This window comes from Flagellimonas amoyensis, from assembly GCF_003058265.1.
GTDB classification, from domain to species: Bacteria; Bacteroidota; Bacteroidia; order Flavobacteriales; family Flavobacteriaceae; genus Flagellimonas; species Flagellimonas amoyensis.
Genome location: NZ_QBUK01000010.1, coordinates 174,899 through 199,645, shown reverse-complemented (window position 1 = coordinate 199,645; position 24,747 = coordinate 174,899). Strand labels below are relative to the sequence as shown.

The 24,747-nt window shown below is 45.6% G+C and carries 24 protein-coding genes; 8 read left to right on the top strand and 16 right to left on the bottom strand.

What is annotated here, in order from left to right:
- The first annotated feature begins 25 nt into the window (after nt 1-25).
- The 5 genes from DB398_RS14880 (at nt 26) to DB398_RS14860 (ending at nt 4,641) form a co-directional block, all read left to right on the top strand.
- Entirely contained in the window at nt 26-1,144 is a 1,119-nt protein-coding gene (locus tag DB398_RS14880) for a CNNM domain-containing protein (RefSeq protein ID WP_108425234.1), read from the top strand.
- Nucleotides 1,144-1,614: a methylated-DNA--[protein]-cysteine S-methyltransferase gene (locus DB398_RS14875; protein WP_108425233.1), complete on the top strand. Its 471-nt coding sequence runs from the start codon at nt 1,144-1,146 to the stop codon at nt 1,612-1,614. The genes DB398_RS14880 and DB398_RS14875 overlap by 1 nt, the downstream gene beginning before the upstream one ends.
- A 9-nt stretch (nt 1,615-1,623) precedes the next feature.
- Nucleotides 1,624-2,343 carry a 3'-5' exonuclease gene (locus tag DB398_RS14870; protein WP_108425232.1) on the top strand — a complete coding sequence of 240 codons (720 nt, stop codon included), beginning with the start codon at nt 1,624-1,626 and terminating at the stop codon, nt 2,341-2,343.
- Nucleotides 2,344-3,127: 784 nt separating this feature from the next.
- A complete protein-coding gene (locus DB398_RS18385; RefSeq protein ID WP_159076457.1) occupies nt 3,128-3,499 on the top strand; it encodes a helix-turn-helix domain-containing protein in 372 nt (123 codons plus the stop codon).
- Between the two features lie 104 nt (nt 3,500-3,603).
- Nucleotides 3,604-4,641: a DUF4932 domain-containing protein gene (locus DB398_RS14860; protein WP_108425230.1), complete on the top strand. Its 1,038-nt coding sequence runs from the start codon at nt 3,604-3,606 to the stop codon at nt 4,639-4,641.
- A 240-nt stretch (nt 4,642-4,881) separates the two neighbouring features.
- On the opposite strand, the gene DB398_RS14855 is transcribed toward DB398_RS14860, so the two are convergent.
- Complete coding sequence (locus DB398_RS14855) at nt 4,882-6,891, bottom strand: S8 family serine peptidase (RefSeq protein WP_234416329.1); 2,010 nt, start codon at nt 6,889-6,891, stop codon at nt 4,882-4,884.
- A 332-nt stretch (nt 6,892-7,223) separates the two neighbouring features.
- Entirely contained in the window at nt 7,224-8,177 is a 954-nt protein-coding gene (locus DB398_RS14850) for an endonuclease/exonuclease/phosphatase family protein (RefSeq protein ID WP_108425228.1), read from the bottom strand.
- A 97-nt stretch (nt 8,178-8,274) separates the two neighbouring features.
- On the opposite strand from DB398_RS14850, the gene hflX reads away from it, so the two are divergent.
- A complete protein-coding gene (gene hflX / locus DB398_RS14845; protein ID WP_108425227.1) occupies nt 8,275-9,486 on the top strand; it encodes a GTPase HflX in 1,212 nt (403 codons plus the stop codon).
- A 265-nt stretch (nt 9,487-9,751) separates the two neighbouring features.
- On the opposite strand, the gene DB398_RS14840 is transcribed toward hflX, so the two are convergent.
- The 9 genes from DB398_RS14840 to DB398_RS14800 all read right to left on the bottom strand — a co-directional run bounded on the left by DB398_RS14840 (nt 9,752) and on the right by DB398_RS14800 (nt 17,426).
- Complete coding sequence (locus tag DB398_RS14840) at nt 9,752-10,684, bottom strand: DUF3078 domain-containing protein (protein ID WP_108425226.1); 933 nt, start codon at nt 10,682-10,684, stop codon at nt 9,752-9,754.
- Nucleotides 10,685-10,741: 57 nt separating this feature from the next.
- The gene (locus DB398_RS14835; protein ID WP_108425269.1) at nt 10,742-11,248 is read right to left on the bottom strand and encodes a DUF2480 family protein; all 507 of its coding nucleotides are present in this window, start codon (nt 11,246-11,248) and stop codon (nt 10,742-10,744) included.
- Nucleotides 11,249-11,363: 115 nt separating this feature from the next.
- Complete coding sequence (locus tag DB398_RS14830; RefSeq protein ID WP_072876727.1) at nt 11,364-11,693, bottom strand: DUF59 domain-containing protein; 330 nt, start codon at nt 11,691-11,693, stop codon at nt 11,364-11,366.
- Between the two features lie 5 nt (nt 11,694-11,698).
- Nucleotides 11,699-12,121, bottom strand: coding sequence for a SufE family protein (locus tag DB398_RS14825; RefSeq protein WP_108425225.1), 423 nt, complete (start codon nt 12,119-12,121; stop codon nt 11,699-11,701).
- Between the two features lie 72 nt (nt 12,122-12,193).
- Complete coding sequence (locus DB398_RS14820) at nt 12,194-13,420, bottom strand: aminotransferase class V-fold PLP-dependent enzyme (RefSeq protein ID WP_108425224.1); 1,227 nt, start codon at nt 13,418-13,420, stop codon at nt 12,194-12,196.
- 23 nt (nt 13,421-13,443) lie between these two features.
- Complete coding sequence (gene sufD, locus DB398_RS14815; protein WP_108425268.1) at nt 13,444-14,760, bottom strand: Fe-S cluster assembly protein SufD; 1,317 nt, start codon at nt 14,758-14,760, stop codon at nt 13,444-13,446.
- Nucleotides 14,761-14,771: 11 nt separating this feature from the next.
- Nucleotides 14,772-15,524: a Fe-S cluster assembly ATPase SufC gene (sufC, locus tag DB398_RS14810; RefSeq protein ID WP_108425223.1), complete on the bottom strand. Its 753-nt coding sequence runs from the start codon at nt 15,522-15,524 to the stop codon at nt 14,772-14,774.
- 87 nt (nt 15,525-15,611) lie between these two features.
- A complete protein-coding gene (gene sufB / locus DB398_RS14805; RefSeq protein WP_108425222.1) occupies nt 15,612-17,057 on the bottom strand; it encodes a Fe-S cluster assembly protein SufB in 1,446 nt (481 codons plus the stop codon).
- Nucleotides 17,058-17,096: 39 nt separating this feature from the next.
- Nucleotides 17,097-17,426 (bottom strand): HesB/IscA family protein, encoded by a 330-nt coding sequence (locus DB398_RS14800; protein ID WP_072876713.1) that lies wholly within the window; start codon nt 17,424-17,426, stop codon nt 17,097-17,099.
- A 205-nt stretch (nt 17,427-17,631) separates the two neighbouring features.
- Between DB398_RS14800 and thiL the strand changes: the two genes are divergently transcribed.
- Nucleotides 17,632-18,684, top strand: coding sequence for a thiamine-phosphate kinase (thiL, locus tag DB398_RS14795; RefSeq protein WP_108425221.1), 1,053 nt, complete (start codon nt 17,632-17,634; stop codon nt 18,682-18,684).
- A gap of 119 nt (nt 18,685-18,803) precedes the next feature.
- Here thiL and DB398_RS14790 read toward each other — a convergent pair whose 3' ends face one another.
- Nucleotides 18,804-19,070 (bottom strand): hypothetical protein, encoded by a 267-nt coding sequence (locus DB398_RS14790; protein ID WP_108425220.1) that lies wholly within the window; start codon nt 19,068-19,070, stop codon nt 18,804-18,806.
- A gap of 263 nt (nt 19,071-19,333) precedes the next feature.
- Between DB398_RS14790 and brnQ the strand changes: the two genes are divergently transcribed.
- Nucleotides 19,334-20,611 carry a branched-chain amino acid transport system II carrier protein gene (gene brnQ, locus DB398_RS14780; RefSeq protein ID WP_108425218.1) on the top strand — a complete coding sequence of 426 codons (1,278 nt, stop codon included), beginning with the start codon at nt 19,334-19,336 and terminating at the stop codon, nt 20,609-20,611.
- On the opposite strand, the gene DB398_RS14775 is transcribed toward brnQ, so the two are convergent.
- From DB398_RS14775 to DB398_RS14760, 4 genes are all read right to left on the bottom strand, one after another.
- On the bottom strand, nt 20,608-21,876 hold the full coding sequence (locus tag DB398_RS14775) for an alpha/beta fold hydrolase (protein WP_199913412.1): 1,269 nt from the start codon (nt 21,874-21,876) through the stop codon (nt 20,608-20,610). The two genes, brnQ and DB398_RS14775, sit on opposite strands and share 4 nt — an antisense overlap.
- Before the next feature lie 69 nt (nt 21,877-21,945).
- Nucleotides 21,946-22,575 carry a cation efflux transmembrane domain-containing protein gene (locus DB398_RS14770; protein WP_108425266.1) on the bottom strand — a complete coding sequence of 210 codons (630 nt, stop codon included), beginning with the start codon at nt 22,573-22,575 and terminating at the stop codon, nt 21,946-21,948.
- 44 nt (nt 22,576-22,619) lie between these two features.
- Nucleotides 22,620-23,537, bottom strand: a complete 918-nt coding sequence (locus DB398_RS14765) for a ketopantoate reductase family protein (protein WP_108425217.1) — start codon at nt 23,535-23,537, stop codon at nt 22,620-22,622.
- A 31-nt stretch (nt 23,538-23,568) separates the two neighbouring features.
- Nucleotides 23,569-24,660, bottom strand: coding sequence for a serine hydrolase domain-containing protein (locus tag DB398_RS14760; RefSeq protein WP_108425216.1), 1,092 nt, complete (start codon nt 24,658-24,660; stop codon nt 23,569-23,571).
- Between the last annotated feature and the right edge of the window lie 87 nt (nt 24,661-24,747).

Below are 24,747 nucleotides of genomic sequence, written 5' to 3'. Positions count from 1 at the left end.
CTTGGTACTCAAGCTATAACAATCCATGGGACTACTGATTTTTTACGCCCTGATTTCAATCTTTTTTTCCTTTTTGTGCTCCATTTTGGAGGCCGTGCTGCTCAGCATCACCCCAACGTTCATCAATGTGAAAAAACAGGAAGGGAAAGAGTATGCCTCCACTTTCGAGTTCCTTAAAAAGGATGTGGACAAACCCTTGATTGCCATCCTTACCCTGAATACCGTTGCACATACGGTGGGCGCCATTTTAGTGGGAGTGCAGGCCAAGGCGGCCTATGCTGAAATGTACGGAGCCACCGAACGCACCATCTTGGGGTTCCAGTTTACCGAAGACCTTATGGTGGGGCTTGTTTCCACCGTCATGACCATTTTGATCTTGGTCACCTCCGAGATCATTCCCAAGACCATTGGGGCCACTTTTTGGAAGCAATTGGCCAACTTTACGGCAAAATCCCTCACCGTCATGGTGTTCATCATGAAATGGACCGGCCTTTTGTGGGTACTACAGTTGTTCACCAAACTTATCGGGAAGGGCCACCATGGCAGTGTACTGAGCCGAGAAGATTTTACGGCGATGACGGAGATTGCCCATGAAGAAGGTGTCTTTCAAGAATCGGAATCCAAGGTCATCAAAAACCTGCTCCGTTTTGAACAGATTAAGGCCAAGGATGTGATGACCCCGAGGACCGTACTCAAAATTGCCTCGGAGGACATGACCATCAAAGAATTTTTTGAGGCGAACCGGCCTTTGCGCTTCTCCAGGATTCCCCTCTACAAGGACCGTATGGACAATATCACGGGCTTTTTCCTGAAAGATGAACTCTTGGAGGCCATCATCAATAAAAAAGGCAATGAAAGCCTCTCTACCATCCGAAGGGATATTTTGGTGACCATCCGATCCAAACCCATTCCCGAGCTCTTTGAGAAGCTCGTGGAGAACAGGGAACACGTTTCCCTAATTGTGGACGAATATGGTTCCGTGAGCGGTCTGGTGACCATGGAAGATGTGATAGAGACCCTCCTCGGATTGGAGATCATGGACGAAAGCGACAATGTGGAAGACCTCCAAGTACTCGCCAGAAGGAACTGGGAGACCCGCGCCAAGCGTTTGGGAATCATTGAAGGAAAAAATAAAGTGGACTGATGGAAATCGCTTATTTACAAACTCCTGTGGGAATTGCAGAGTTTCAAGGCGATGAAGAAGGACTTGCTTCCATATCCATTTTGGATGAAAATAAACCGATTGGGATAATTCCAGCCGTTCTGGAAGACGCCGTCTATCAACTCCAGGAATATTTTGAAGGTTCCCGCCGGCAATTCGACCTCAAACTGAACCCTTCGGGCACCGATTTTCAAAAAAAAGTGTGGGAGGCCCTACTTGAAATTCCTTTTGGAAAAACCGTTTCTTATTTGGACCTTTCCAAAAAGTTGGGAGACGTAAAAGCCATTCGTGCAGTAGCCTCGGCCAATGGCAAAAATCCACTTTGGATCGTGGTGCCCTGTCACCGCGTCATCGGAACCAACGGAGACCTCACTGGCTATGCAGGTGGACTGCATAGAAAAAAATGGTTGTTGGAACACGAGAGCCCTGCCAAGCAGACAGCTCTTTTTTAAATTTTTACCATGCTTTACAAACTTAACCTGGACCATATCCTCTTCTTGGATATTGAGACCGTACCTCAAAGCCGGCTTTTCACCGACCTTGATGAGACTTCACAAGTGCTCTGGGAACAAAAAACACAGTACCAACGAAAAGAGGAGATCAGTGCGGAGGATTTTTATGAACGTGCCGGCATTTGGGCCGAATTTGGCAAGATCTTATGTATTTCCGTCGGGTATTTTACCTTCAAAGGGGATTCCAGGAGCTTTAGGGTCACTTCCTTTCACGGGGAGGAGATCCAGATCTTAAAACAGTTCAAACAGCTTTTGAAGGACCATTTCAGTCAGACCAAGCACCTACTATGTGCCCACAATGGCAAGGAATTCGATTTTCCGTACATTGCCCGTAGAATGGTCATCAATGGCATCAACCTGCCCTACAAATTGGACCTTTTTGGGAAAAAACCATGGGAAGTCCCTCATCTGGATACGCTGGAGCTATGGAAATTTGGGGACTACAAGCACTATACCTCGTTGAAACTATTGGCCCATGTGCTGGGCATCCCTTCCCCCAAAGAGGATATGGACGGAAGCATGGTGAAAGATGTGTTCTACGAGGAAAATGGCCTGGACCGAATCATCACTTATTGCGAATTGGATGTGGTGACTACGGCCCAGATATTTCTGCGCATGCGGAATGAGGAACTGTTATCTGATGAGGAAATTGTTAAAATTATCCCCTGAAAAGAGATAGTTTGAATGGAGCTCGACTGCCAAACTCTTTATTAATTAGCTAATTTTAAGGTTTACTGTGTATTAGAGTTGTAGAACAGTTCAAAGCAAAAGGTAATAAACATTGGAAATTCAACAGCATTTATTCCTCTTTTCCGCGTTAATCGGGTTTTTGATTGCCCTCGCCTTGTTGTCAAGGATTTTTACATCGAAAAAAGGTGATTTCTTCATCGGAATTGTGGTATTGATACTTGCAATTGAACTACTTTTTTCATGGGGTGCCCAATCAGGAATCAATAATAGTCCCAATATATTTCCGTATTGGATGCTATTGAACTATCTGCTTATTCCACCCAGTATTTGGTTATTTATCAAATACCAAACCGATGATAATTTCAAATTTCAAACCTGGCATTTATGGCTTTTTCTGCCTGCTTTGATTGCTTATGCCTTGGATATTTGGTCTAAGGCAGCTTCCATTTCTTTGATCAATTACCCCATATGGGTTTGGTTTTCAGAATACGTGCCACTCATTGGATCGATATGGGTACTTGGCCAGTTTTGGGTCGCATATTATGCGTTGCATCTGGGAAAAGATTTCACGTCACAAAAAAACAGCATACTGCCCCAATTTCGATTTCTAATGCTAATGTCAAGTCTTTCCTTCGTTTGCCTTACATGGCTACTATTTGAATTTATAGGGTTCAAGCATTATGAAATAATTGAATACACTTGTATTATACTTTTTCTTGGTTTGGCCTTTTTAAATTTTCTTGAAAATCAAACCTTCCCCCCATTGGCACTGGAAGACAGAAACCGTGAGTTTCCAAATTATGATGACCAACATAATTTAGTTCTGTTGGAAAAGACCATGCAGGAACATAAACCCTATCTAAATCCCAATATCCCCTTGAAACAATTGGCACTTGAACTGAATCTTCCTGCCCGATATGTTTCTTTCCTCATCAATCAATACCACCATAAAAATTACAAAGAGTTCATCAACACCTACCGGATTGATGCATTTCTGGAAAAAGTAAAGTCTGGAGAAAACAAAACAAAGACCCTTTTGGGCCTGGCCTTGGAATGTGGATTCAGTTCAAAGTCAACTTTCAACCAAGTCTTTAAAAATCATATGGGCAAATCCCCTTCGGAATACATCACCTGATCTGATTTTTACCCAAATGTGTCCAAAAACACGTTTTCACACTTCCCAAAACACGTTATAGGTCGATTACCTCTATTGAATAGTATTTCTTTGACCAAAAACTAATGATGAAGTATCTAATTTCCATTTATGCATTCCTAATCGTTCTTGTAAGTCAAGCACAAGAAGACAATCTGAACATTCATTTCCACAAAAACATTGAATTCCTCGGGTATATTATTGAACTTGGGGACCCATCGGATAACGATCCCAATCATCCAATTTCAAAACTCATCCATCAATATCCGGAAAATAGAACTAAAAAGTCACTAGAAGAGATTTTCGGCATGGGAGCCGATATCGATTATGGTGTTTTCATTTCATTGATGTACAATTTACCCGAATTCCCACTTGCCCCAAACTATCTATTACCCGAAGAACAAGCAACTGAATTGGGTTTTGAAACCGAAGAGGAATTGACCTTTATTCAAACACTGGTCCAAAAAGTCGATGCATTTTATTCGGAATCCCATTTTGAAACGATTTGGGCCAATTTGAAACCCTACTGTGACTCTACTTTGATTCAAATACACGAATTCAATGAAATTCCATCAATTATAAAGGAAATAGAATCCTTTTACGAATCCTCTTTTACTCAATATGATATTGTACCAAGTCTAACCATTTGGTCAAGTCCTGGTTGGGGAGGAGCGAATGCGAATGGAAGCACTGCAAGGTTTATTCTTGGGCCCATAGAAAAGGATTATATTTTTAAAAAGGAAGGCTTTCAAAGCCTTGCCATCCATGAATTCGGGCATGCATTTGCGAACCAGATAGTACTTCAACATGATGCCGAACTTAAAAAAACAGAAGCGTTGTTTCTTCCTATTAAGGCGGATATGGCTCCTCAAGGTTACTCCAACTGGAAAACTTGTGTCATAGAACACTTTGTCAGGGCCGGGGAAGTCATAATCTTGGAACAATTGAAGAATCCAAACAGAAGCGAAGCACTGTTGCACGAATACAGAGATAATCGAAAATTTATATATCTCGACTCCATAGTCCAAAAGCTTAAGGAATATAGGATATCCAATAAGGTTGACTACAAAAAATCGGTAAAGTCTATTTTACTGGACCTTCACGATTCATATTTGAATCCCTAATCATAACCGACGATGAGATCAAAAAAGTATGACGGGATCATCGTCATGCTGAACTCGTTTCAGCATCTCACATATTGCACAATTTTAAGGCTTAGGAGGCCCTGAAATAAATTCAGGGTGACGGAAGGAAGCGAAAAATCTAAAAAAGAATGATCGGAAGGAAGATCAACTTCAGGAACTTTTCCAACTTTCGGGTTTCCCCATTAAAATGGGGATTGATTTGAAAGGATTCCATAGCAATCAGTTTTTGTAGAATTTGGTGCTCTTGATTCCAGAGTAATCCTGCACTACTAGCACATACAGCCCGGTAGACAGGGAGGACACATTGATGGAACCCTGCGTCTTGCCATTTTTTATGGTGTTTCCGGACGTGGTGACAATGGTGTATTGCGCATCTGGGGAAAGTTCTGCCTCCACGGTCAAATAGTCCACAGCAGGATTGGGGAAAACGGAAATGTTCAGCTCTTGGGGGTAGCTCAATGGCACCAACTCCATCATCTGAGTCCCTTCTCCCTGAAATTCAAAGGTGATGGTCTCCGAAAATTCGGAAACGGCGTTCTCGGCACAAATGGAGCGGACACGGGCCTCATAGACCTTGCCATTTTCCAATCCATTCAGTTCAATCTGGTTCTCCCACACCAACTCGGTCATCCAAGAATCTTCATCCAAACTTTTATACTGCAGTTCGAAGAGGGTCTCTTCTGCTTCCTCCCAAGAAAGGGTTGCTCCTTCATCGGTGGATGACGCCAATGCGAAATCTGTGGGCTGCTCTATGGAACATTTGGAAATTTGGGCCCCGGAAACGATAAGTGAAAAATCCTGAAATCCGTTCTTAAGCCCCCCTTTATGGGTAATGGTGATGGTATATATGCCTGAAGCATTGCCAATCTCGACCCTTTCGTAGGGGTCAACTTTGTTGTCCCCTTTGGTGGCGGCGTCGTTCGCTTTGGCGGGATTTAATTTCCAGGGCAAATACGTTTCGCTGTTTTTGGTGATCCTGATATCGAGATCGTTTGTCAAGGCAGCTATAGTACTGTTCAAGTCGCCCTTGTTCACATATTCGCTTTCGGGGTCTGTCCAAGAAATGGAAGCCATCAAGGGCTCGTTCCCGTTTGCCGATACGGTGATGGAAAAGCTTTCGCCATCGGCCAAGGTCTCCTCGTTCACCAATGTGGTGTATTCTTTGTTCTGTAGTACCTCAGCGGCCGTTTTTGCATTGATGACACCCCAACCCATTTTGTAATCGGGTCCTTTGGCATCCACATCATCTGCCGTATGGAGTGCAAGACCCTTCAGCGTGGCCGCTTTCATATAAGTGCCAAAAAGTTCTTCGTGGTATTGTTGCAAAAGCAAAAGGGATCCAGTGACACCAGGAGCGGCCATGGATGTACCCGAAGATACTTGATAGCTGCTGTTCGTGGACGAACTTGTGGAAAGGATATTGGACCCATCCCCGGCAAGATCCGGCTTCACCCGACCGTCATCCACTGGTCCAAAACTACTGTATCCTGCCACGGTGGCCTTGACCAATTCTCCTTTGCTGCCAATTTCTGTATTGGCCCCGGCAATCGTTAACCCATTTTTGGTGGTCGTGAATCCTAGCAACAGATCAAAACCATCTGCTGTCTTCCCAAAATTTGGACTTGCATTGTCGTTGGAGTTTTGGGCATTACCAGCAGCCGTTACCATAAGGTAATAGGGGGCATTGTACATGATCTTGTCCCAATCTTGCGTCACCTTGATGTAGGCGCCAAAGTACCAATCAGGGACACTTTTGGAAAGTATGCCATAGGAATGGTTGCTCAACAGCAATCCATTCACGGCCGCTTCCGCGACCTCAATTTTGTCCTTGGTCCAATCGTGGGTCATGGCATTGGCACCATAGGCAACTCCCTTGGCATTGGGCTCCACGCCGGAGGATATGAGGTTGCCCGTCACCAATGTCGCATGTAGGCTTATTTCACTGGACCCATCGGCATTGTTTGCCCTGGCATCGAACTCTTGGTGCGTGGTCAGTGCCACACCGGAATCCCAAACCCCTACTTCCATTCCGCCACCGTTCAATCCAAGGTTCAAAAGACCTTCATTGTACAGGGTGTGTGCTCGGGAAGTTTGCGAAGCTGGGTCGTTCAGGGTCGTGTAAAAAAGAGGAGTGCCATCGGTTCCGATGTCCCTCAACTCGATTTGGGAACCATCGTTTGCTTTTTCGGTCTGTCTGTATGCCTTTGAAGCAATCAGTTGACCGATCATCGTTTTCTTTGATTGATGTTCAGCTTCCCATTCAGCTATGATGGAAGTGATATTTTGTTGCTTATATGTAGCACGAATTTGGTCTTTGGCCTTTTGGGATTGACCAAAAGAGGAGAGAATGCCCAAAAATGAAACCAAAAAGAGTGAGATTACTCTTATAGTTTTAGTGGGTGTTCCGTAGCACATAGTTAAGTTTAGGTAAGGTTTGGACTACGAATGTATTGACATTTATCAACATTATCGACAAAGCACCATTTTTTTCGATGAAATGTCCTACACTTTTCTTAAAGCTGTGGTGAAAATCGGATTTTTTGATGTGTATTACTTTTCCTTCATTTGTCGTGGGCCTCTTCTAAAACCACATAAACGGGAAAATGATCGCTATACCCTCCCAAATACGTCTCCCCGGCAAAGGTCCTGAACGGATTTCCCTTATACTTTCCCTTCCATTCTTTCAGAAATCTTGGGGAGAAAATTGCTGCTTTGACAAAGCTGTGATTGTTGGGTAGATGATCCAAGAAGGTATGGGAAAGAAGGATCTGATCAAAAAGGCTCCATGTCCTTTTATAATTGGCACTGCCTGATGCCGGTGAGAGCAGTTTTTTCATAGGGTTGATGAATCGTCCGGTATCCATCAATGTCTGGATGCTCTCGGCATTGGGATCGTCATTGAAATCCCCCATGATGATACAGTTGGGGGCGTCCCCTTCGAGGGAATCCACTTTGGCAAGAATGGTCTCCGCTGCCTTCACCCTCTTATAGCTCGTGATCTCCGCCCCTTCCCTACGCGATGGCCAATGGTTCACGAACACATGCACTTCTTCTTGGTTCAGCTTTCCATGCACATAGAGAATGTCGCGGGTAAAATCCCGTACTCCGTTCACATTGTCCACCAATAACGGGAGCGTCTCCGCATTCAAAACCTTAAAATGTTTCTGCTGATAGATCAAGGCCGTGTCAATGCCACGTTCATCGGGCGAGTCAAAATGGACAAAGTCATACGGAATTCCTTTGAGTTCCTTTTGCTCCAAAACGGACTTGATCACAGCATTGTTCTCCACTTCCGCAATGCCGATCAGCACGGGAGGCCTGCTACTTTCCTCTTTTCCTATTTCCGATAGGGCCCTTGCAATTTTACGGGCCTTGTTCCGAAACTTGGATTCGTTCCACTTCCGAAAACCCTCTGGCGTAAAATCATCATCAAGACTGTGCGGATCATCCTTGGTGTCGAAAAAATTCTCAAGATTGTAAAATGCGATGGTAAACTTGTTCTCTGGACTATACAATTTGAAGTATTCTTTTTTGGGATTGGATCAATATTAGCCCAAAGTACAAAAATCAGCTTCCAAAACATTGTGTAGATTTGCACTTTAATCCCATTTGATGCTAGAAAAGAAGTCGATAGATTATGAGAAGGCCGTGCTGGTAGGTGTGATCAACCAAGCACAGGATGAATCCAAGGTAACGGAATATCTGGACGAGCTCGAATTTTTGACCTATACGGCCGGAGGCGAGGTCGAAAAAAGGTTTGTGCAACGCGTGGAAGTGCCCAACCCCAAGACCTATATCGGTGCCGGAAAAATGGAAGAGGTGGAGCGCTATGTCAATGAAAATGAAATAGGTGCCGTCATCTTCGATGACGAACTCACGCCTGCACAACAGAAAAACATTGAAAAGATACTCCGGTGCAAGATCTTGGACCGGACGGGGCTCATCCTCGATATATTTGCCCAAAGGGCACAGACCAGTTATGCCCGAACGCAGGTGGAACTGGCCCAATACGAATACCTTTTGCCTCGGTTGACAGGTCTTTGGACCCACTTGGAAAGACAGCGTGGGGGTATCGGGATGCGTGGTCCGGGTGAAACGGAAATCGAGACGGATAGACGGATCGTGCGGGACCGCATTGCCCTGCTCAAAAAGAAACTGGCCAAGATAGACCGCCAAATGGAAACCCAAAGGGGCAACCGAGGGGCCTTGGTGCGTGTGGCACTGGTGGGCTATACCAATGTGGGCAAATCCACCTTGATGAACGTCATCAGCAAGAGCGATGTATTCGCGGAGAACAAGCTTTTCGCCACACTGGACACTACAGTGCGCAAAGTGGTCATTGGCAACCTTCCCTTTTTGTTGAGCGATACCGTAGGTTTTATCCGAAAACTGCCCACTCAGTTGGTGGAAAGTTTCAAAAGTACCTTGGACGAGGTACGGGAGGCCGACCTGTTGTTGCACGTGGTGGATATCTCGCACCCCAATTTTGAGGAACACATTGACTCGGTGAACCAAATTTTGGGTGAAATAGACAGTATGGACAAGGAGACCATTATGGTCTTCAACAAAATAGACCAGTACACCGCCGAGACCATTGATGAGGACGACTTGGTAACGGAACGGACTTCGGCCCACTTCACCCTGGAGGAATGGAAGAACACCTGGTTCAACAAAATTGGGGACCGGGCCCTTTTTATTTCGGCACTGAACAAGGAAAATCTGGACGAGTTCAGGAAGCGGGTATATGATGAAGTCAGGGAAATCCACGTGACCCGTTTTCCCTACAACAACTTCCTCTATCCCGAACAACTGGACGAATACTAAAACCGTTCGGGACAAAGTGTCTCCCTTTTCCGGTCAAATGTTCCCCTAGCGCCTTTCCACCACAGTTTTTGGACAGTTCACAACAAAAATTTAGGGGTTAGCCATGTGCGGACTACTTTCACATTGTTTTTAAGTCATTTAGTGTCGAACCTTGATCTATATGATCTTAACCTACTTAGACCATGGTCTTAAAAACTTGAAAAATCATATTTCACCCCACAAAAAAGCCCTCTAAAAGAGGGCTTTTTAGTACCTGTAATTAGGCTTAGAACTTATAGCTCAAGCCCAAGGTCCAATACGTTTGCAGTTCATTATCAATTGTATCGAACGTGGCGGCCGGGTCAGGGGTCGGGGCATTGTTCACGATATAGTTGAGGGTTTCTTGCTTGTTGCTCCTCAATCCAAAATCAAATCCTACCCCGATCATCTTCCAAAGGGAATAACTGAAGGAATTGGTCCATGTCCAGTTGCTCAGATCACTGCTCTTATAGCTCTGGAACATGGAAAGGTTGCTCTTGAAGCTCACGGCGCCCAATTGCTTGGTATAATCGGCCACGATCTTGGCACCCATGGACGATTCGAAGATGTTGTCCTCGCTGCTGAACACAAAGTTGTAGTTGAGGGGATGGATCACCACGACAAGGTCGGATATGGGCGTCCAAGTGGCACCGACACCAAAATCCAGATAACCGGGATCGTTAAAATTGCTCAAAATGGTGGTGCGGTATTCTGCTAAAGCCGAAATGGCAAATTTCTCGCTCAGTTTCCTTCCGTAAAGGGATGAAATGTTGAAGACATCCGTGGCCTGTCTGAAGCTATCATCATCGGTCGGGTCGTCCTTATCGTCCAATTTTACCCAAGTGAGGTTCACATTGGCTGCATTTCTCCAAAAAAACTTTTCTTCCTGAAGGTTGGCAAAGGCATTTACCGTAAAGCCGATGTTCCCCGATGAGTTGTTGGGAATGCCTTGGGCAAACCAGTTGTTGAACTGGGAAAGGCTTCCTCCGATGGTACCAAAGGCACCTATTTTCCATCCGGGCAGGGCATCCAATTGTTTTTGCAGTGCGTTCACACGGGACTGGATGGCGGCAATGGAATCTTTTTTGGGGGCGATTTGGGCTTTCAGTTCTTCTTCGGTCTGCGCAAAGGTCAATGCCAAGACAAAGAAGGCCATAGCGGTCAAAAGCGATTTTTTCATAGTATGGAGTTTTCTGTTTAGACCGCAAAAGTAAGAAAAGTCACCTTAGGGACATAGCTACTTCCGCTTATAGAGCGGCACGGAGGAACAGGCCTCGCCATACATCACACTTTTGGCCACCTGTTGAATTTTGGTCATAGCCATGATATAGGCATTCGCAGGAACGGGTTTGTGGGAGCATCCTTTTATGATGACGGGCTTATCCACAAAATCCGAAACATCCAGATTCTCCAAAATGGTCTGGTAGAGTGCAGTTTCCAAATCTTCTGGACTACCAACCACCACTTTTTTGGCAAAGGGCGCCAATTTGGAGGAAACCAACATAAAAGCCCATCCGGGAACAATGGCATCGGTGGAGCAATGCAACGCAACATAAGCGTCTTGATAGAGGGTCCAATCGTGGGCCTCCACATGGTCCCTGAATTCCTTTTCCCGCAATATGATGCCCTCGTACAGCCAGTCCTTGATGTCCAGGGTCTTTCTTTCCCCTTTTGGATAATAATCCTCCAGGTCAAAAGTGACCAATTTACTCTGGGCTACCCTATTTATGATTTCTTCTTCCATCTTTTTCATTCCCGCGAAGGCGGGAATCTCCTTTAGCTTATTTAAATACGCCGTGCTCCTTCCCCAAAGTGAGGACAACTATCATAACACCCCTGAAGTCCCCTCAAGGGGACAATTACAGAAGTCCGAGTTCCAATTTGGCCTCTTCGCTCATCAATTCCTGCGTCCATGGGGGATCAAAAGTGATTTCCACTTCCACATCCTTGAGCTCATCTATGGACTTGACCTTCTCTTCTACCTCAACCGGTAAACTTTCGGCCACAGGGCAGTTCGGCGAGGTGAGTGTCATCAAGATCTTGACATCGTATTCCTCGTTTACGAAGACATCGTAGATCAACCCCAGTTCATAGATGTCCACTGGAATCTCAGGGTCATAAATGGTCTTCAGGACCCTTACTATTTTTTCGCCCAAGTCTTGGGTATCTATATTGGTTTCTTCGCTCATCTTGTCTAATTTATCTGTGTTTGATAGGCCACCGCATACAGTTTCATCTGCTTGATCATGCTGACCAGACCGTTGGCCCTTGTGGGGGACAAATGTTCCTTCAACCCGATTTCATCTATAAATGCTGTATCGGCATCTATGATGTCCTGTGGCTTTTGGTTGCTGAACGCCCGGATCAGTATGGCAATGATGCCCTTGGTGATGATGGCATCACTGTCTGCGGTAAATACCAGTTTGTCACCGTCCAGCTCAGCATGGACCCACACCTTGCTCTGGCACCCCTTAATGAGGTTGTCGTCGGTTTTATATTGTCCATCTATCAAGGGAAGGGATTTGCCCAGTTCTATCATGTATTCGTACCGTTGCATCCAGTCATCAAACATGGAAAACTCGTCGACTATCTCTTCCTGTATCTCTTGTATGGTCATGTATCCGTTTTGTTCAAAAGTACAACTCGGCGGTTTGTCCGTCAAGTCTTTATCATAAAGATAACTTCACGATCAGAGAAGCATCCTCTGGGCCCGTTTTACCCCTTCCACCAGCTTGTCCACTTCTTCTTGGGTATTGTAAAAGCTGAAGCTGGCACGTACCGTTCCCGGAATCTTATAAAAATCCATGATGGGCTGTGCACAATGGTGGCCCGTCCTGACCGCTATTCCCAGTTTGTCGAGAATGGTGCCGATATCATACGGATGGATACCTTCAATATTGAAGGAAATCACCGAAGTCTTGTGTTTTGCTGTCCCGTAGATCCGCAATCCTTCTATGGTGAGCAATTGCTGTGTGGCATATTGCATCAGTTCATCCTCGTATTGGGCAATGGCACCAAAACCGATGTTTTCCATATAGTCCAAAGCCGCACCAAAAGCGATACCACCACAAATGTTGGGTGTTCCGGCTTCAAATTTATGGGGCAGATCGGCATAGGTGGTCTTTTCAAAAGAGACTTCTGCGATCATTTCCCCTCCGCCTTGGTAAGGCGGCAATTTATTCAGCCATTCTTCCTTTCCATAGAGCATTCCCACTCCTGTCGGTCCACACATTTTATGCGCCGATACGGTATAGAAATCCACGTCAAGGGCCTGCAAGTCGGGTTTGATGTGTGCCGCAGCCTGTGCCCCATCTATCAAAACGGCTGCACCCACTTTGTGGGCCGCATCTATGATCTCTTCAATAGGATTGATGGTCCCCAGGGCATTGGACACATGGTTGCAGAACACCAATTTGGTCTTGTTGGACAATAGGACATGGTATTCCTCCATGATCAATTCCCCTTCCTGATTCATGGGGATGACTTTGAGAACTGCACCGGTACGCTCACAGAGCATTTGCCAAGGCACAATATTGGAATGGTGCTCCATGGCAGACACCACTATCTCATCCCCTTTCTTTAGAAAGGAAGTAAAACCAGTGGCCACCAGATTGATCCCGTGCGTGGTCCCTGAGGTAAGGATCACCTCGTGGATCTTGCCAATATTGAAATGCTTCTGGATCTTTTGGCGGGCCAACTCGTAGGCATCCGTTGCCTCCTGGGAAAGCGTATGCACCCCACGGTGGATGTTGGCATTATAGCGATGATAGTAGTCCACGATCACATCAATCACCTGTTGTGGGGTCTGCGAAGTGGCTGCATTGTCCAAATACACCAAAGGCTGTCCGTTCACCTCACGGTTGAGGATGGGAAAGTCCTTGCGGATGGTCTGTATGTCCAAAGCGGTCTGCAACATCGTATGCCTTTGTTTTTAGTTCTTTACAGGTCAAATCCGACCCGTACGCCCAGTTTGTTGGCAATGATCTTGTTCACCCTTGCCTTGAGTTCGGGAATGCGTACACTCTCCAGCACATTGTTGGCAAAAGCGTACATCAACAAAGCCGTGGCCTCCTTTTTCGGGATGCCCCTTGACCTAAGGTAGAACAGGGCTTCGTCGTCCAATTGACCGATGGTGCACCCGTGGGAACATTTTACATCGTCCGCAAAGATCTCCAATTGGGGCTTTGAGTTGATGGTCGCCTTATCGCTCAGCAAAATATTGTTGTTCTGCTGGAAGGCATCCGTTTTTTGGGCAATTTTGTCCACAATGATCTTCCCGTTGAACACGCCTGTGGAGCGGTCACCAAAAATTCCTTTATAATCCTGATGGCTCTCACAGTTGGGCTGCCTGTGGTGCACCAAGGTATGATGGTCCACGTGCTGCTTGTCGCCCAAAATGGTCACGCCTTTCAAGGTAGAATCGATACGTTCGCCGTTTTGAAAGAAGTTCAGGTTGTTGCGGATCAGCTTTCCTCCGAAAGAGAACGTATGCACCCGAACCACACTGCTGTCCTTTTGGGAAATATAGGTGTTGTCCACCAACGAAGCTGTTGCGGCATCGTTCTGAACCTTGTAGTAGTCCACAATGGCATCCTTGCCCGCGAAAATCTCGGTCACGGAATTGGTGAACACCTCATTGTCCGTCAAACTTTGGTGGCGCTCTATGATCTGTACCTCTGCATTGTCCTCTGCCACGATCAGGTTCCGTGGTTGGAGCATCAAAGCAGCTTCATTGCCCGTGGCCAAATGCAATATCTGGATGGGCTTTTTGGGCATTTTGTTCTTTGGGATATAGATGTAGGCCCCTTCCTTACTGAAGGCCGTGTTCAACGAAGTCAACGACTCATCCTGCGATGCCGCCTTGTTAAAATAGACCTCGATCACTTGACGGAACATGGGCTTACTGAACGCGGAACTCATCAAACAGACGTCTACCCCATCATGTGTGGTTTCCGACAGATAGGAGCTGTATACCCCATCCACAAACACAATTTTGTAGGTATCGATCTCGTGAAGGAAATATTTCTTAACATCCTTATATTCCAAATTGGTCTCTTCCTTTGGAAAGATGCTGAAATCGATTTTTTGAAGGCTATTGAGCGATGTATATTTCCAAGCTTCCTCCTTTTTGGACGGAAACCCTTTGGCCTCAAAGTTCTTGATGGCCTCCGAACGGACTTCGTGTACCGGATGATCTAGATCCACACTGTCCTCAAAAGCCAAAAAAGACGATACTAATTTTTCTTTCAAATCCATGCTTTCCATTCTTAAACGGCCGCTTCTTGTTTCAACCAGTCATATCCTTTTTCTTCCAACTCAAGGGCGAGTTCCTTAGTGCCGGATTTCACAATTTTTCCATTGTACAATACGTGCACAAAATCAGGAACAATATAATCCAACAATCGCTGGTAGTGGGTGATCACGATGATGGCATTGTCCTTGCTGCGCAGTTTGTTCACCCCGTTGGCCACGATGCGTAGGGCATCAATATCCAATCCTGAATCGGTCTCGTCCAAAATGGCCAATTTAGGTTCCAACATGGCCATTTGGAAGATTTCGTTCCGTTTCTTCTCCCCTCCAGAGAACCCTTCGTTCAGGGAACGGGACAAGAATTTACGGTCGATTTCCAAGAGTTCGGACTTTTCACGGATCTTTTTCAACATCTCATTGGCAGGCATCTCCTCCAATCCCTGTGCCTTTCTGGATTCGTTGATGGCGGTCTTCATAAAGTTGGTCACCGAGACCCCGGGGATTTCAACCGGGTATTGAAATGACAGAAAAACGCCTTTGTGGGCCCTTTCTTCCGGAGAAAGTTCTTCCAAGTCCTCCCCATCCAAAAGGATGGTGCCTTCGCCTACTTCAAATTCTTCCTGGCCCGCGATCACTTCGGCCAAGGTGCTTTTTCCTGATCCATTGGGACCCATAATGGCATGTACCTCTCCTGCATTTACCTTTAGGTCTATTCCCTTAAGGATTTCCTTATCTTCTACGCTTGCGTGTAAATTCTTGATCTCTAACATCTTGTATAATTGTATCCTGTCTTATTATTTGTGATTTCAACTTCGCTCAATCACCAAATCACATTGGGTAGTTGAGCATGGCCGAAGCTATCCTACCGAACCTTCCAAACTGATTTCCAATAGCTTTTGGGCCTCCACGGCAAATTCCATGGGCAATTTGTTCAAGACTTCCTTACTGAAACCGTTTACGATGAGCGCAATGGCCTTTTCGGTATCGATACCCCGCTGGTTACAGTAGAAAATCTGGTCTTCGCCAATTTTACTTGTGGTGGCTTCGTGCTCTATCTGGGCCGATTTGTTCTTCACCTCAATGTAGGGGAAGGTATGGGCCCCACAACGATTGCCCATCAATAGGGAATCGCACTGGGAAAAGTTTCTTGCATTCTCGGCACGACTGCTCACTTGAACCAATCCACGATAACTGTTTTGCGACTGGCCTGCGGAAATTCCTTTGGAAATGATGGTACTCTTGGTATTCTTACCCAAGTGGATCATCTTGGTCCCGGTATCGGCTTGCTGGAAATTGTTGGTCACGGCAATGGAATAGAATTCGCCGATGGAATTGTCCCCCTTCAAAACGCAAGATGGGTATTTCCAGGTTACAGCGGAACCGGTCTCTACCTGTGTCCATGAAATCTTGGCGTTCTTTTCGCAAAGTCCGCGCTTGGTCACGAAATTGAAAACGCCTCCTTTTCCTTCTTTATCCCCTGGGAACCAGTTCTGTACGGTAGAGTATTTGATTTCGGCATTGTCCAATGCAATCAGTTCCACTACAGCGGCATGCAATTGGTTTTCGTCACGTGACGGTGCGGTACATCCTTCCAAATAACTTACATAACTGCCCTCATCGGCAACCACCAAAGTTCTCTCGAATTGGCCTGTTCCGGCTTGGTTGATCCGGAAATAGGTGGAAAGCTCCATGGGGCATCTGACCCCTTTGGGAATGTAGCAGAAAGAACCATCAGAAAAAACGGCCGAGTTCAAGGCTGCATAAAAGTTGTCCTTTTTGGGGACAACGGTTCCGATGTATTTCTTCACCAACTCCGGGTGTTCTTTAATGGCTTCGGAAATGGAACAAAATATGATGCCTTTTTCGGCCAAGGTCTTTTTAAAGGTGGTGGCCACGGAAACGGAATCCATCACGATGTCCACCGCAACACCTGCCAATTTCTTTTGCTCGTCAATGGAAATACCCAACTTTTTGAAGGTGTCCAACAATTCAGGGTCTACCTCGTCCAAACTATCGTATTTTGGCTTCTTGTTGGGCGCCGAGTAATAAGAAATACCTTGAAAATCAGGTTTTTTATAGGTCACGTTCGCCCACTCGGGCTCCTCCATTTCCTGCCAAGCACGAAAAGCTTCCAATCGCCACTCCGTCATCCAATCGGGCTCTTCCTTCTTTTTGGAAATGGCAATAACAATCTCCTCGTTCAACCCTTTGGGCAGGGTATCCGATTCAATATCCGTATAGAAACCGTACTCGTACTCTTTGGTCTCCAGTTCTTTTTTTAATTCTTCCTCTGTATAAGCCATATCTTATAAGTTAGCCAATTGAAGGCTTTATGTCAAAAATTACAATGAAAAACTTTCACCGCACCCACAAGTGCGCTGTGCATTAGGGTTATTGAAGACAAACCCCTTTCCGTTCAATCCTCCGGAATATTCCAGTGTGGTGCCCACCAAGTACAAAAAGCTCTTTTTGTCCACGATGATCCGCACGGCATTATCTTCAAAAATCTTATCTGTGTCTTCTACGGACTTATCAAACTTAAGTTCGTAAGACAATCCGCTGCAGCCACCACTCTTCACGCCCACACGGACATAATCGGTAGTTGCATCAAAGCCTTCCTCGGCCATGAGCGACACCACTTTCAGCTTTGCTGTTTCCGATACTTTAATCATCTTACTTGAATTTAATCTAAATAGCCTACAAATATACTATTTAAGTAGGGTTTTACCATACATACTAACATTATAATAACGAATGATTCCATAGGGGTTTTCTATGCAGGGCGCCCTATCGTTCGCGCAGGGTCGGCTACATGGGTTTTTCACCTTTCTCCGTGTCGTCTTGCCAAGTTCCACCGATCCTGTTTACTTTTGCAAAATGCTAGAAGACAAGAATCCACAACGTACCTCATTGGAAGAGCTCGGCGAGTTTGGGCTCATTGACCATTTGACCCAAAATTTTGAACTGAAACAGCCATCGTCCCTCGTTGGCATTGGTGACGACGCCGCGGTAATGGACTTCAAGGACAAAAAAGTGATCGTTTCCACCGATATGCTGGTGGAAGGGGTACATTTTGACCTCAGCTATGTGCCCCTCAAGCATTTAGGATACAAGTCGGTGATGGTGAACCTTTCCGATATCTGCGCCATGAATGCCCAGCCGACCCAAGTGACGGTTTCCATTGCCGTTTCCAATAGATTCCCCCTTGAGGCCCTGGAAGAGTTCTACGAAGGAGTGGCCCTGGCCTGCAAACTGTACCATGTGGACTTGGTTGGGGGTGACACCACATCGTCCAACAAAGGGATGATCATCAGTGTTACGGCCATGGGAGCGGCAAATGAAGATGAGATCGTTTACCGAAAAGGAAGCAAACCAAACGATCTTTTGGTGGTCACCGGCGATCTGGGTGGCGCCTATCTGGGGCTTCAGGTGTTGGAACGTGAAAAGGAAGTCTTCAAGGTGAACCCCAACAGCCAACCGGACCTGGAAGCCTATTCCTATCTTGTGGAACGACAGTTGAAACCAGAGGCACGTAAGGACATGGTGGCGCTTTTGAAAAAACTGGAGGTAAAGCCCACTTCCATGATCGATATCAGTGACGGGCTTTCCTCTGAAATCCTCCACCTCTGTAAGCATGGGGATGTGGGTTGCAATCTTTTTGAGGACAAGATTCCCTTGGACCCATCGGCCATTGCCACTTGTGAGGAATTCAAAATGGACAGTACCATGGTCGCATTGGGCGGCGGGGAAGACTATGAGCTCCTCTTCACCATTGACCAGGCCGATTTTCCCAAGATCAAGGGAAATCCGAACCTAACGGTGATCGGGCATATGACGGAGAAAAGTGAAGGGATACATCTGATTACCCGGGCGGAGACCAAAATTCCCATCACGGCACAAGGATGGAACTCGTTCAACGAAACAAAATAAAAAACCCCGAAAATCAAGAATTTCCAACTCCATGGCTTTGGGGCACGCAACCAATAGCAGTAGGTACTCGTTTGAGTTTCCGGGATTAAGATTTGGGCTTTTTGTAAAAAAAGAAAGGGTTAGGCCACTTGGTGCACTACCCTACTTCTTCTTTTTCGGTACATATCTTCCAATGTACTGTTGATTTCTTGCATTTGGGGCGTCAAAGCGGATAGCTTTCCGCTGACATCCGTGGTTACCTCTTTGTGGCAATGGGTACATTTATACTCCTTGATGTGTTCCGTCACCTTTTTGGAAACCGTATAATGGTGTCCGAACAAGTTGCAGAAGAAAGAGGAAAATTTGTTGCCTTGGTGATGATGGTGGTGAGAAGTAGAAATTTTCATAGGCCGGTCGTTGTTTAAGTAAGCATGGATACGATTTGGGGAATCGAAAAATGCCGTAAATTGGTTAATAGTAGTTTTTTGTTATATCAGATTGTTTTGGTTGAACTTTCTATAGCAACGGATGTTGATAACTTTTTATTTTACGAACGAATGCACAAATCCTTTTTTTCGATGAAATGCACGCTATTCGACAAAAAGTCAGATAATTCCGCTGAATTACGTTTTCGAAATATACCACATTGAAAATAATTTATCAACACCCCATGAATAAAAAATCGTTAACGATTACCTCTTTTGCTCTTTTTTCCCTCTTTTTTGGCGCCGGGAATCTCATCCTACCCCCTCTTTTGGGTTTCAAGGCCGGAAATCTCTGGTTGTTGGTAGCCTTGGGGTTCTGTATTTCGGGTGTCGTGGTGCCTTTGTTGGGCATTTTTGCACATGCCAAATTGCAGGGTACCATGTTCGATTTTGCCAAAAAGGTATCTCCCCTTTTCAGTTTGGTGTATTGCTATGTGGTCTATTTCATTTGCATTGCCCTACCATCACCAAGAACAGCATCGGTAACGCATGAAATGGCCATTCAACCTTTTTGGGACACTCCTTACTTACTTACGAGCTTCATTTATTTCCTCTTGGTTTTTCTGTTTGTGATCAATCGATCTAAAGTATTGGACCTTTTGGGCAAACTGTTAACTCCAGGAATTCTTATCATTCTACTATTGATGATTGCCACGGCCCTGTTTACCATGGATTTTGAATTTGTTTCTTCTGAATTGAAATCCCCCTTCAGCCATGGGGTTTTGGAAGGGTATCAAACTTTTGATGCCATAGCTGCCATTGTTGTGGGTGCCGTAATCATCATTTCCATCAACCTGAAAGAAAAAGAAGCATCTTTCGAAGAGAAAAGGAAACTGATCCGAAAGGCCGGTTTTTGGGCCGGTATGGGGTTATTTTCAGTCTATGCAGGACTTATTCTTACCGGTGCCCTGTTCAGCGATCAATTTGAAGGGGACATCTCTCGCACATCACTTTTAAGTGAGTTGAGCATAAAGATCTTGGGAGGCACAGGCAGTATATTGTTGAGTATTCTGGTAAGCTTGGCTTGTTTCACAACAGCGGTGGGAATCATTACAGGCACCGCGGATTTCATCAAAGGCCGATTCAATAATTCCGACCTTGCCTATAAATTCACCGCATTGGTATCTTGCATTTTCGGTGTTTTGATGGGCCAGTTCAATGTTGACTATATCATTGCTGTGGCCATACCTTCGCTGATGTTCATTTACCCCATCACCATCATCCTGATCATATTGAATGTGCTTCCGGACAGATTTACCCCTCCGACCGTGTTCAAGACCGTGGTCTGGACCACCATTTTGTTCAGCATCCCTGATTTTTTGGGGAGTATTGGTCTGGGAGAAGCCATCACGCCTTACATTTCATGGATTCCTTTTAGCGCACATCAATTGGGATGGGTGTTGCCCGCACTTCTGGCCCTGGTCCTATCAAATGTTATCCAGCAAAAAACAAAAATCGCCTAGTAGAAAACGGAATCGAAGAAAGATTTCATTTCTGCGGCATAGGGCACCCCATATTTGGCAAAAGTGGCACGGGTCTGTGCGTCGGGCTTCCAATCAAAAAAAGCATGTCCGGCACCTTCCACCACCAGATATTCGACCGTTTGTCCGTTTTGCTTCAAAAGGTCCACGTAGGGCTGTACCAGTGCATCGTTGATCAAACCATCTTCCGAACCCCTTACAATAAAATGGGGAATGGCCCTATCCGCCACATTGGGCACATGTTGAAAAGGGGAAACGGCACCCAGATAGCCTTGGTCCTTCTGTTGGATGAAGTTGCTGAAATCCTTGGCGTCAAATGGTCCATAACTGGGTGCGGCCACTTTAATGGCATCCGTGATTTCATTTTTAACGGTCTCGACCGTTTTCCCTTGAGGCATGTAGGAGGGCATAAATTCGTAAATGCCATTTGTCCCCTCAAAACCTCTATCGCCTATCATCGGAGAAAGTATTGCCGCGGCTGCGGAAAGGTGCCCGCCTGCACTGTCGCCGGTAACGGCTATCTTGGTTGGGTCACCCCCATAGGCCTTCGCATGCTCTTGAATGTGGGCAATGCCCCCGAAAACATCCTCGATCAAATTGTGCATGTAGTTGGGCGATTCATCACCATCCAAATTGTTCACCCAGCGGTAATCCATGCTGAAGACCACATATTGGTCTCCCTTGGTGAGTTCCCTGGCCAACCCTCTCATGATGTCCTCATTGTTGGAAGACCACCCTCCGCCATGGATAATGACCACACACGGAAGGTCCTTTGCCCCTTTAGGGGCATACACATCATATTTCAATGGTTTTACGCCCGGTTGGGCATACACCACATCGTGGGTCACGTTCAAGTTTTCCACTAGGTTGTTCTCCACAAAAGTGGCTCCGATGGACATGTCCTTATCCACAACAATTTTCAAGGTCGGCACAAAAGTCTCCACACTGGTAGTTCCCCACATGCCTCCTTTAAAGGTATAATAGACCGCATCCAAGCTATAGCCTTCGGATGGTGTGGCAGTGACGGTCAGTTCGGTGCCCGAAGCCACCTTTCCATCTGCTGGAAGTTCCGGGGATACCGTATAGGATCCATTTTCCGGGGAGACCAAGGTCACCAAAAAGGTATCTTGGGTCTGTCGGGTTTTTGTTGAGGTTGATGCCATGGCATTGCCAAAAATAAAAAATGAAAATAGGGGCAATGTGCTCATCACCATCCATTTATGCGTTGAGTTGAAAATCGTGTTCATTGCAGTTTGTTTAGATTCAACTACAATATATCCATTAAAATGTTCCCTTGTTGATCTTGGAAGATTTTTTTACGCACAACAACAATGCTTGTCACTTTTGGCCTTTTCAAAACATTCCTTGCCCTCCTTAAACGCAAAATAGGCCAACCCCAGTGTTCCCAAACTATCGATATAAGGAACACGGAAAAATTCGTATATGCCGCTGCTGATCAACAGGATGATGGACATGTACACACAGACCAAGGTGCAATTGGCATCGGCCAAAATAGGGGCTGAATGGAGTTGGTTGCCCACTTTTCTTTTCCACCAAACCAAGATCCACATGATCAAAATGGAGATCAAAGAGATGACAACGCCCCAAAATGTGGTCAATGGCCGGTGTCCTATCCAGATATTGTAGAGGCTGGTTGCCACAAGCCCCATTACCAACAAGTAAAAAGCGGTGCCGGTGATGCGAAGTGCGGTACGTTCAAAATTATCCCGATTGCTCTCTGGATTTTTCCGGATGCGCAGGATCATGTGCGCAATGCCCAAGCCCGAAATCACCTCAATAAAACTATCGGTGCCGAAACCGAACAGGGCCAAACTTTCATCTTCAAACCCCAGATAGGTGGAAATGATGCCTTCGGCCACATTGTAAAAAATGGTGAACAGGGCCAACCCAAAAGCTGTTCTGTATAATTGTTGTTGTTTTTCCATGGGACAATGAATTTCGGGGATTTTGGAACAAAAATCAAATGTTTTCAACAGCGGGCCAATTCCGATTTCAATTTGACCAGTTCGCCCAACAGTCTGGTTTCCTGAACCTTTTCCGACAAATTCAAGGCCTGTGCCATTCGGACTATCTCAAAGTTCAGGGTGTCTATCTCGGTCTCTCTTTTTTGGTTGATGTCCTGAAGGGTCGAAATAAATTGTCCATCCGACATTCGGCTAATTTTCAAAACCTGATCTTCGAGCTCATAAATCCCCAAATCGATTCCTCTTTTATTGGCAATCAGTGCACATTCGACAATCACTCTTTTGGCCATGGACATGACCTCTTCATCCCGATGGAAAATGCCATTATCCACTTCCAACAGAGGACAAATGGAGTTGAACACACAATTGGCAATGGCCTTCTTCCAAATGATTCGTTGAATATCCGCCTCTCCAACAAACTTGAAATTAGGGGTGTCGAGTAGGTCCACCACCGTTTTCAGATTCGAGGACTTTTGGGTGATGGTCCCTATTGGCGATTCGGCTACAGGTTTATAACTGATCGTGTTCTCATCCGAATGTTGGCAGGTTACAAAAAGGACACAGCGGTAAACTTCGGAGAACCCTTTTCCCAAAAACGGTTGCTCCACCCCAAGACCGTTCTGCAAGAGCACAATGGGCATATCTTTGGCCTTTGTCACCAATTTTTCGGAAAGTGCCTTGTTCCCAAACGATTTGTTGGTGAGCACCACAAGTCCGTCCAACAGATCGTGATCCTTCAAAGTGCTGACCTGAACATCTTCCTGAATTTGGGTCCCATCCTTAAACTGAAGGGCAATCTTCTGCTTTTGGGGAACGCCATCTTCCACATGGCCACGAACCAGTTTCACATCTTTGCCTTGCTGTTGTAGGCAAACGGCCAGGGCTTTCCCAACCGCTCCTGCTCCAATGATATAGATTTTCATACCTCTAAAGGTACCAAGATTTGAGGTGTTCTCAATCTACTGTATTGGCGTCCAGAATTATTTTCGCTATTTCCCGGGTCACCTCCGTAGGTGAATTGCAGTCACAGTTGCTCAGACCAATTACGTAAACATCTTCTTTAGGCAGGTACACTCCCATGGACTTGAACCCAAAAATGGAGCCTCCATGTTCATAGCTCAAAACGCTCCCGAATTCCTTAATGTGCCACCCGTAACCATAATTTATGGGTTTACCATTATTTAAGGTATAATTGGTGAAGGCCATTTGGGTGGTTTCCTTGCCGAGCAGCACATGGTTTTTGATGGCTTCTTCCCAAACAAGCATATCTCCCACTGTGGACATCAACGCACCCGATGCGTAGGGGATGGAAAAACTGATGTGCCGGGCATTGCTATAATCTTCCTTTTTGTGATAGCCCGATGCTCTTTTGGGCACCACTTCACTATGACTTGCATATCGTGATGACGACATCCCCAACTTTTTAAAAATGCGTTGTTCCACAAAATCTTCGTAGCTCATTCCCGATACCTTTTCAATGATATACCCCAACAAGACGTAGCCGGAGTTGTTGTATCTGAATTCCGCTCCCGGCGCAAAATCCATGGGTTCGTCCTTGAAAAAATCAATGACCTGCATAGGCTCCATTTCATTTTGGGCAATAGCATTCAGCCCTTTCACGCTGGTGAAGCTTTTGATCCCGGAAGTATGTGTCAACAAGTGATGTATGGTGATTCCGTGACCATGGGTGGGATATTCTGGAATGTATTTGGTGATGTCGTCCTCCAGTTGCAGTTTTCCTTCCTCCATCAACATTAAAATAGAAACCGCCGTAAACTGTTTGGTCATGGAACCAATCTCAAAAACATTATCGGTCTGCATAGGAACCTGAAACTCTAAATTGGATAGGCCAAAGGCCTTGTTGTAGACTATCTTTCCGTTTTTAGTGGCCAAGAAAACAGCTCCGGTGCCACTGTTCTCAAATTTGGCCTCCAAAACTCGGTCTATTTGGGATTCCAAATCTTGGGCGGTCAATATGGGTTGAATTCCGAGGATTAAACCTGAAAGTATGACAAATAGCTTCCCCCTGAAAAAGATGTTTTTCATTTTTACCTTCCGTTTTTTTGATTTGAAAGGTTGGACGCCTTTAATTAAAGCCAGGTTACAAGTATCCCGTCAATCCGTTGATTGATA

What these genes read in the sequence shown, in the direction of transcription:
- DB398_RS14870 (WP_108425232.1), top strand. Translation starts at nt 1,624, where the DNA reads ATGCTTTACAAACTTAACCTGGACCATATCCTCTTCTTGGATATTGAG.
- DB398_RS14835 (WP_108425269.1), bottom strand. Translation starts at nt 11,248, where the DNA reads ATGGAAGAAGAAATCATAAATAGGGTAGCCCAGAGTAAATTGGTCACT.
- DB398_RS14875 (WP_108425233.1), top strand. Translation starts at nt 1,144, where the DNA reads ATGGAAATCGCTTATTTACAAACTCCTGTGGGAATTGCAGAGTTTCAA.
- DB398_RS14880 (WP_108425234.1), top strand. Translation starts at nt 26, where the DNA reads ATGGGACTACTGATTTTTTACGCCCTGATTTCAATCTTTTTTTCCTTT.
- DB398_RS14790 (WP_108425220.1), bottom strand. Translation starts at nt 19,070, where the DNA reads ATGAAAATTTCTACTTCTCACCACCATCATCACCAAGGCAACAAATTT.
- brnQ (WP_108425218.1), top strand. Translation starts at nt 19,334, where the DNA reads ATGAATAAAAAATCGTTAACGATTACCTCTTTTGCTCTTTTTTCCCTC.
- hflX (WP_108425227.1), top strand. Translation starts at nt 8,275, where the DNA reads ATGCTAGAAAAGAAGTCGATAGATTATGAGAAGGCCGTGCTGGTAGGT.
- DB398_RS14840 (WP_108425226.1), bottom strand. Translation starts at nt 10,684, where the DNA reads ATGAAAAAATCGCTTTTGACCGCTATGGCCTTCTTTGTCTTGGCATTG.
- sufD (WP_108425268.1), bottom strand. Translation starts at nt 14,760, where the DNA reads ATGGATTTGAAAGAAAAATTAGTATCGTCTTTTTTGGCTTTTGAGGAC.
- DB398_RS14770 (WP_108425266.1), bottom strand. Translation starts at nt 22,575, where the DNA reads ATGGAAAAACAACAACAATTATACAGAACAGCTTTTGGGTTGGCCCTG.
- DB398_RS14760 (WP_108425216.1), bottom strand. Translation starts at nt 24,660, where the DNA reads ATGAAAAACATCTTTTTCAGGGGGAAGCTATTTGTCATACTTTCAGGT.
- thiL (WP_108425221.1), top strand. Translation starts at nt 17,632, where the DNA reads ATGCTAGAAGACAAGAATCCACAACGTACCTCATTGGAAGAGCTCGGC.
- sufC (WP_108425223.1), bottom strand. Translation starts at nt 15,524, where the DNA reads ATGTTAGAGATCAAGAATTTACACGCAAGCGTAGAAGATAAGGAAATC.
- DB398_RS14860 (WP_108425230.1), top strand. Translation starts at nt 3,604, where the DNA reads ATGATGAAGTATCTAATTTCCATTTATGCATTCCTAATCGTTCTTGTA.
- DB398_RS14775 (WP_199913412.1), bottom strand. Translation starts at nt 21,876, where the DNA reads ATGAACACGATTTTCAACTCAACGCATAAATGGATGGTGATGAGCACA.
- DB398_RS14830 (WP_072876727.1), bottom strand. Translation starts at nt 11,693, where the DNA reads ATGAGCGAAGAAACCAATATAGATACCCAAGACTTGGGCGAAAAAATA.
- DB398_RS14855 (WP_234416329.1), bottom strand. Translation starts at nt 6,891, where the DNA reads ATGATCGGTCAACTGATTGCTTCAAAGGCATACAGACAGACCGAAAAA.
- DB398_RS14825 (WP_108425225.1), bottom strand. Translation starts at nt 12,121, where the DNA reads ATGACCATACAAGAGATACAGGAAGAGATAGTCGACGAGTTTTCCATG.
- sufB (WP_108425222.1), bottom strand. Translation starts at nt 17,057, where the DNA reads ATGGCTTATACAGAGGAAGAATTAAAAAAAGAACTGGAGACCAAAGAG.
- DB398_RS14800 (WP_072876713.1), bottom strand. Translation starts at nt 17,426, where the DNA reads ATGATTAAAGTATCGGAAACAGCAAAGCTGAAAGTGGTGTCGCTCATG.
- DB398_RS14765 (WP_108425217.1), bottom strand. Translation starts at nt 23,537, where the DNA reads ATGAAAATCTATATCATTGGAGCAGGAGCGGTTGGGAAAGCCCTGGCC.
- DB398_RS14820 (WP_108425224.1), bottom strand. Translation starts at nt 13,420, where the DNA reads ATGTTGCAGACCGCTTTGGACATACAGACCATCCGCAAGGACTTTCCC.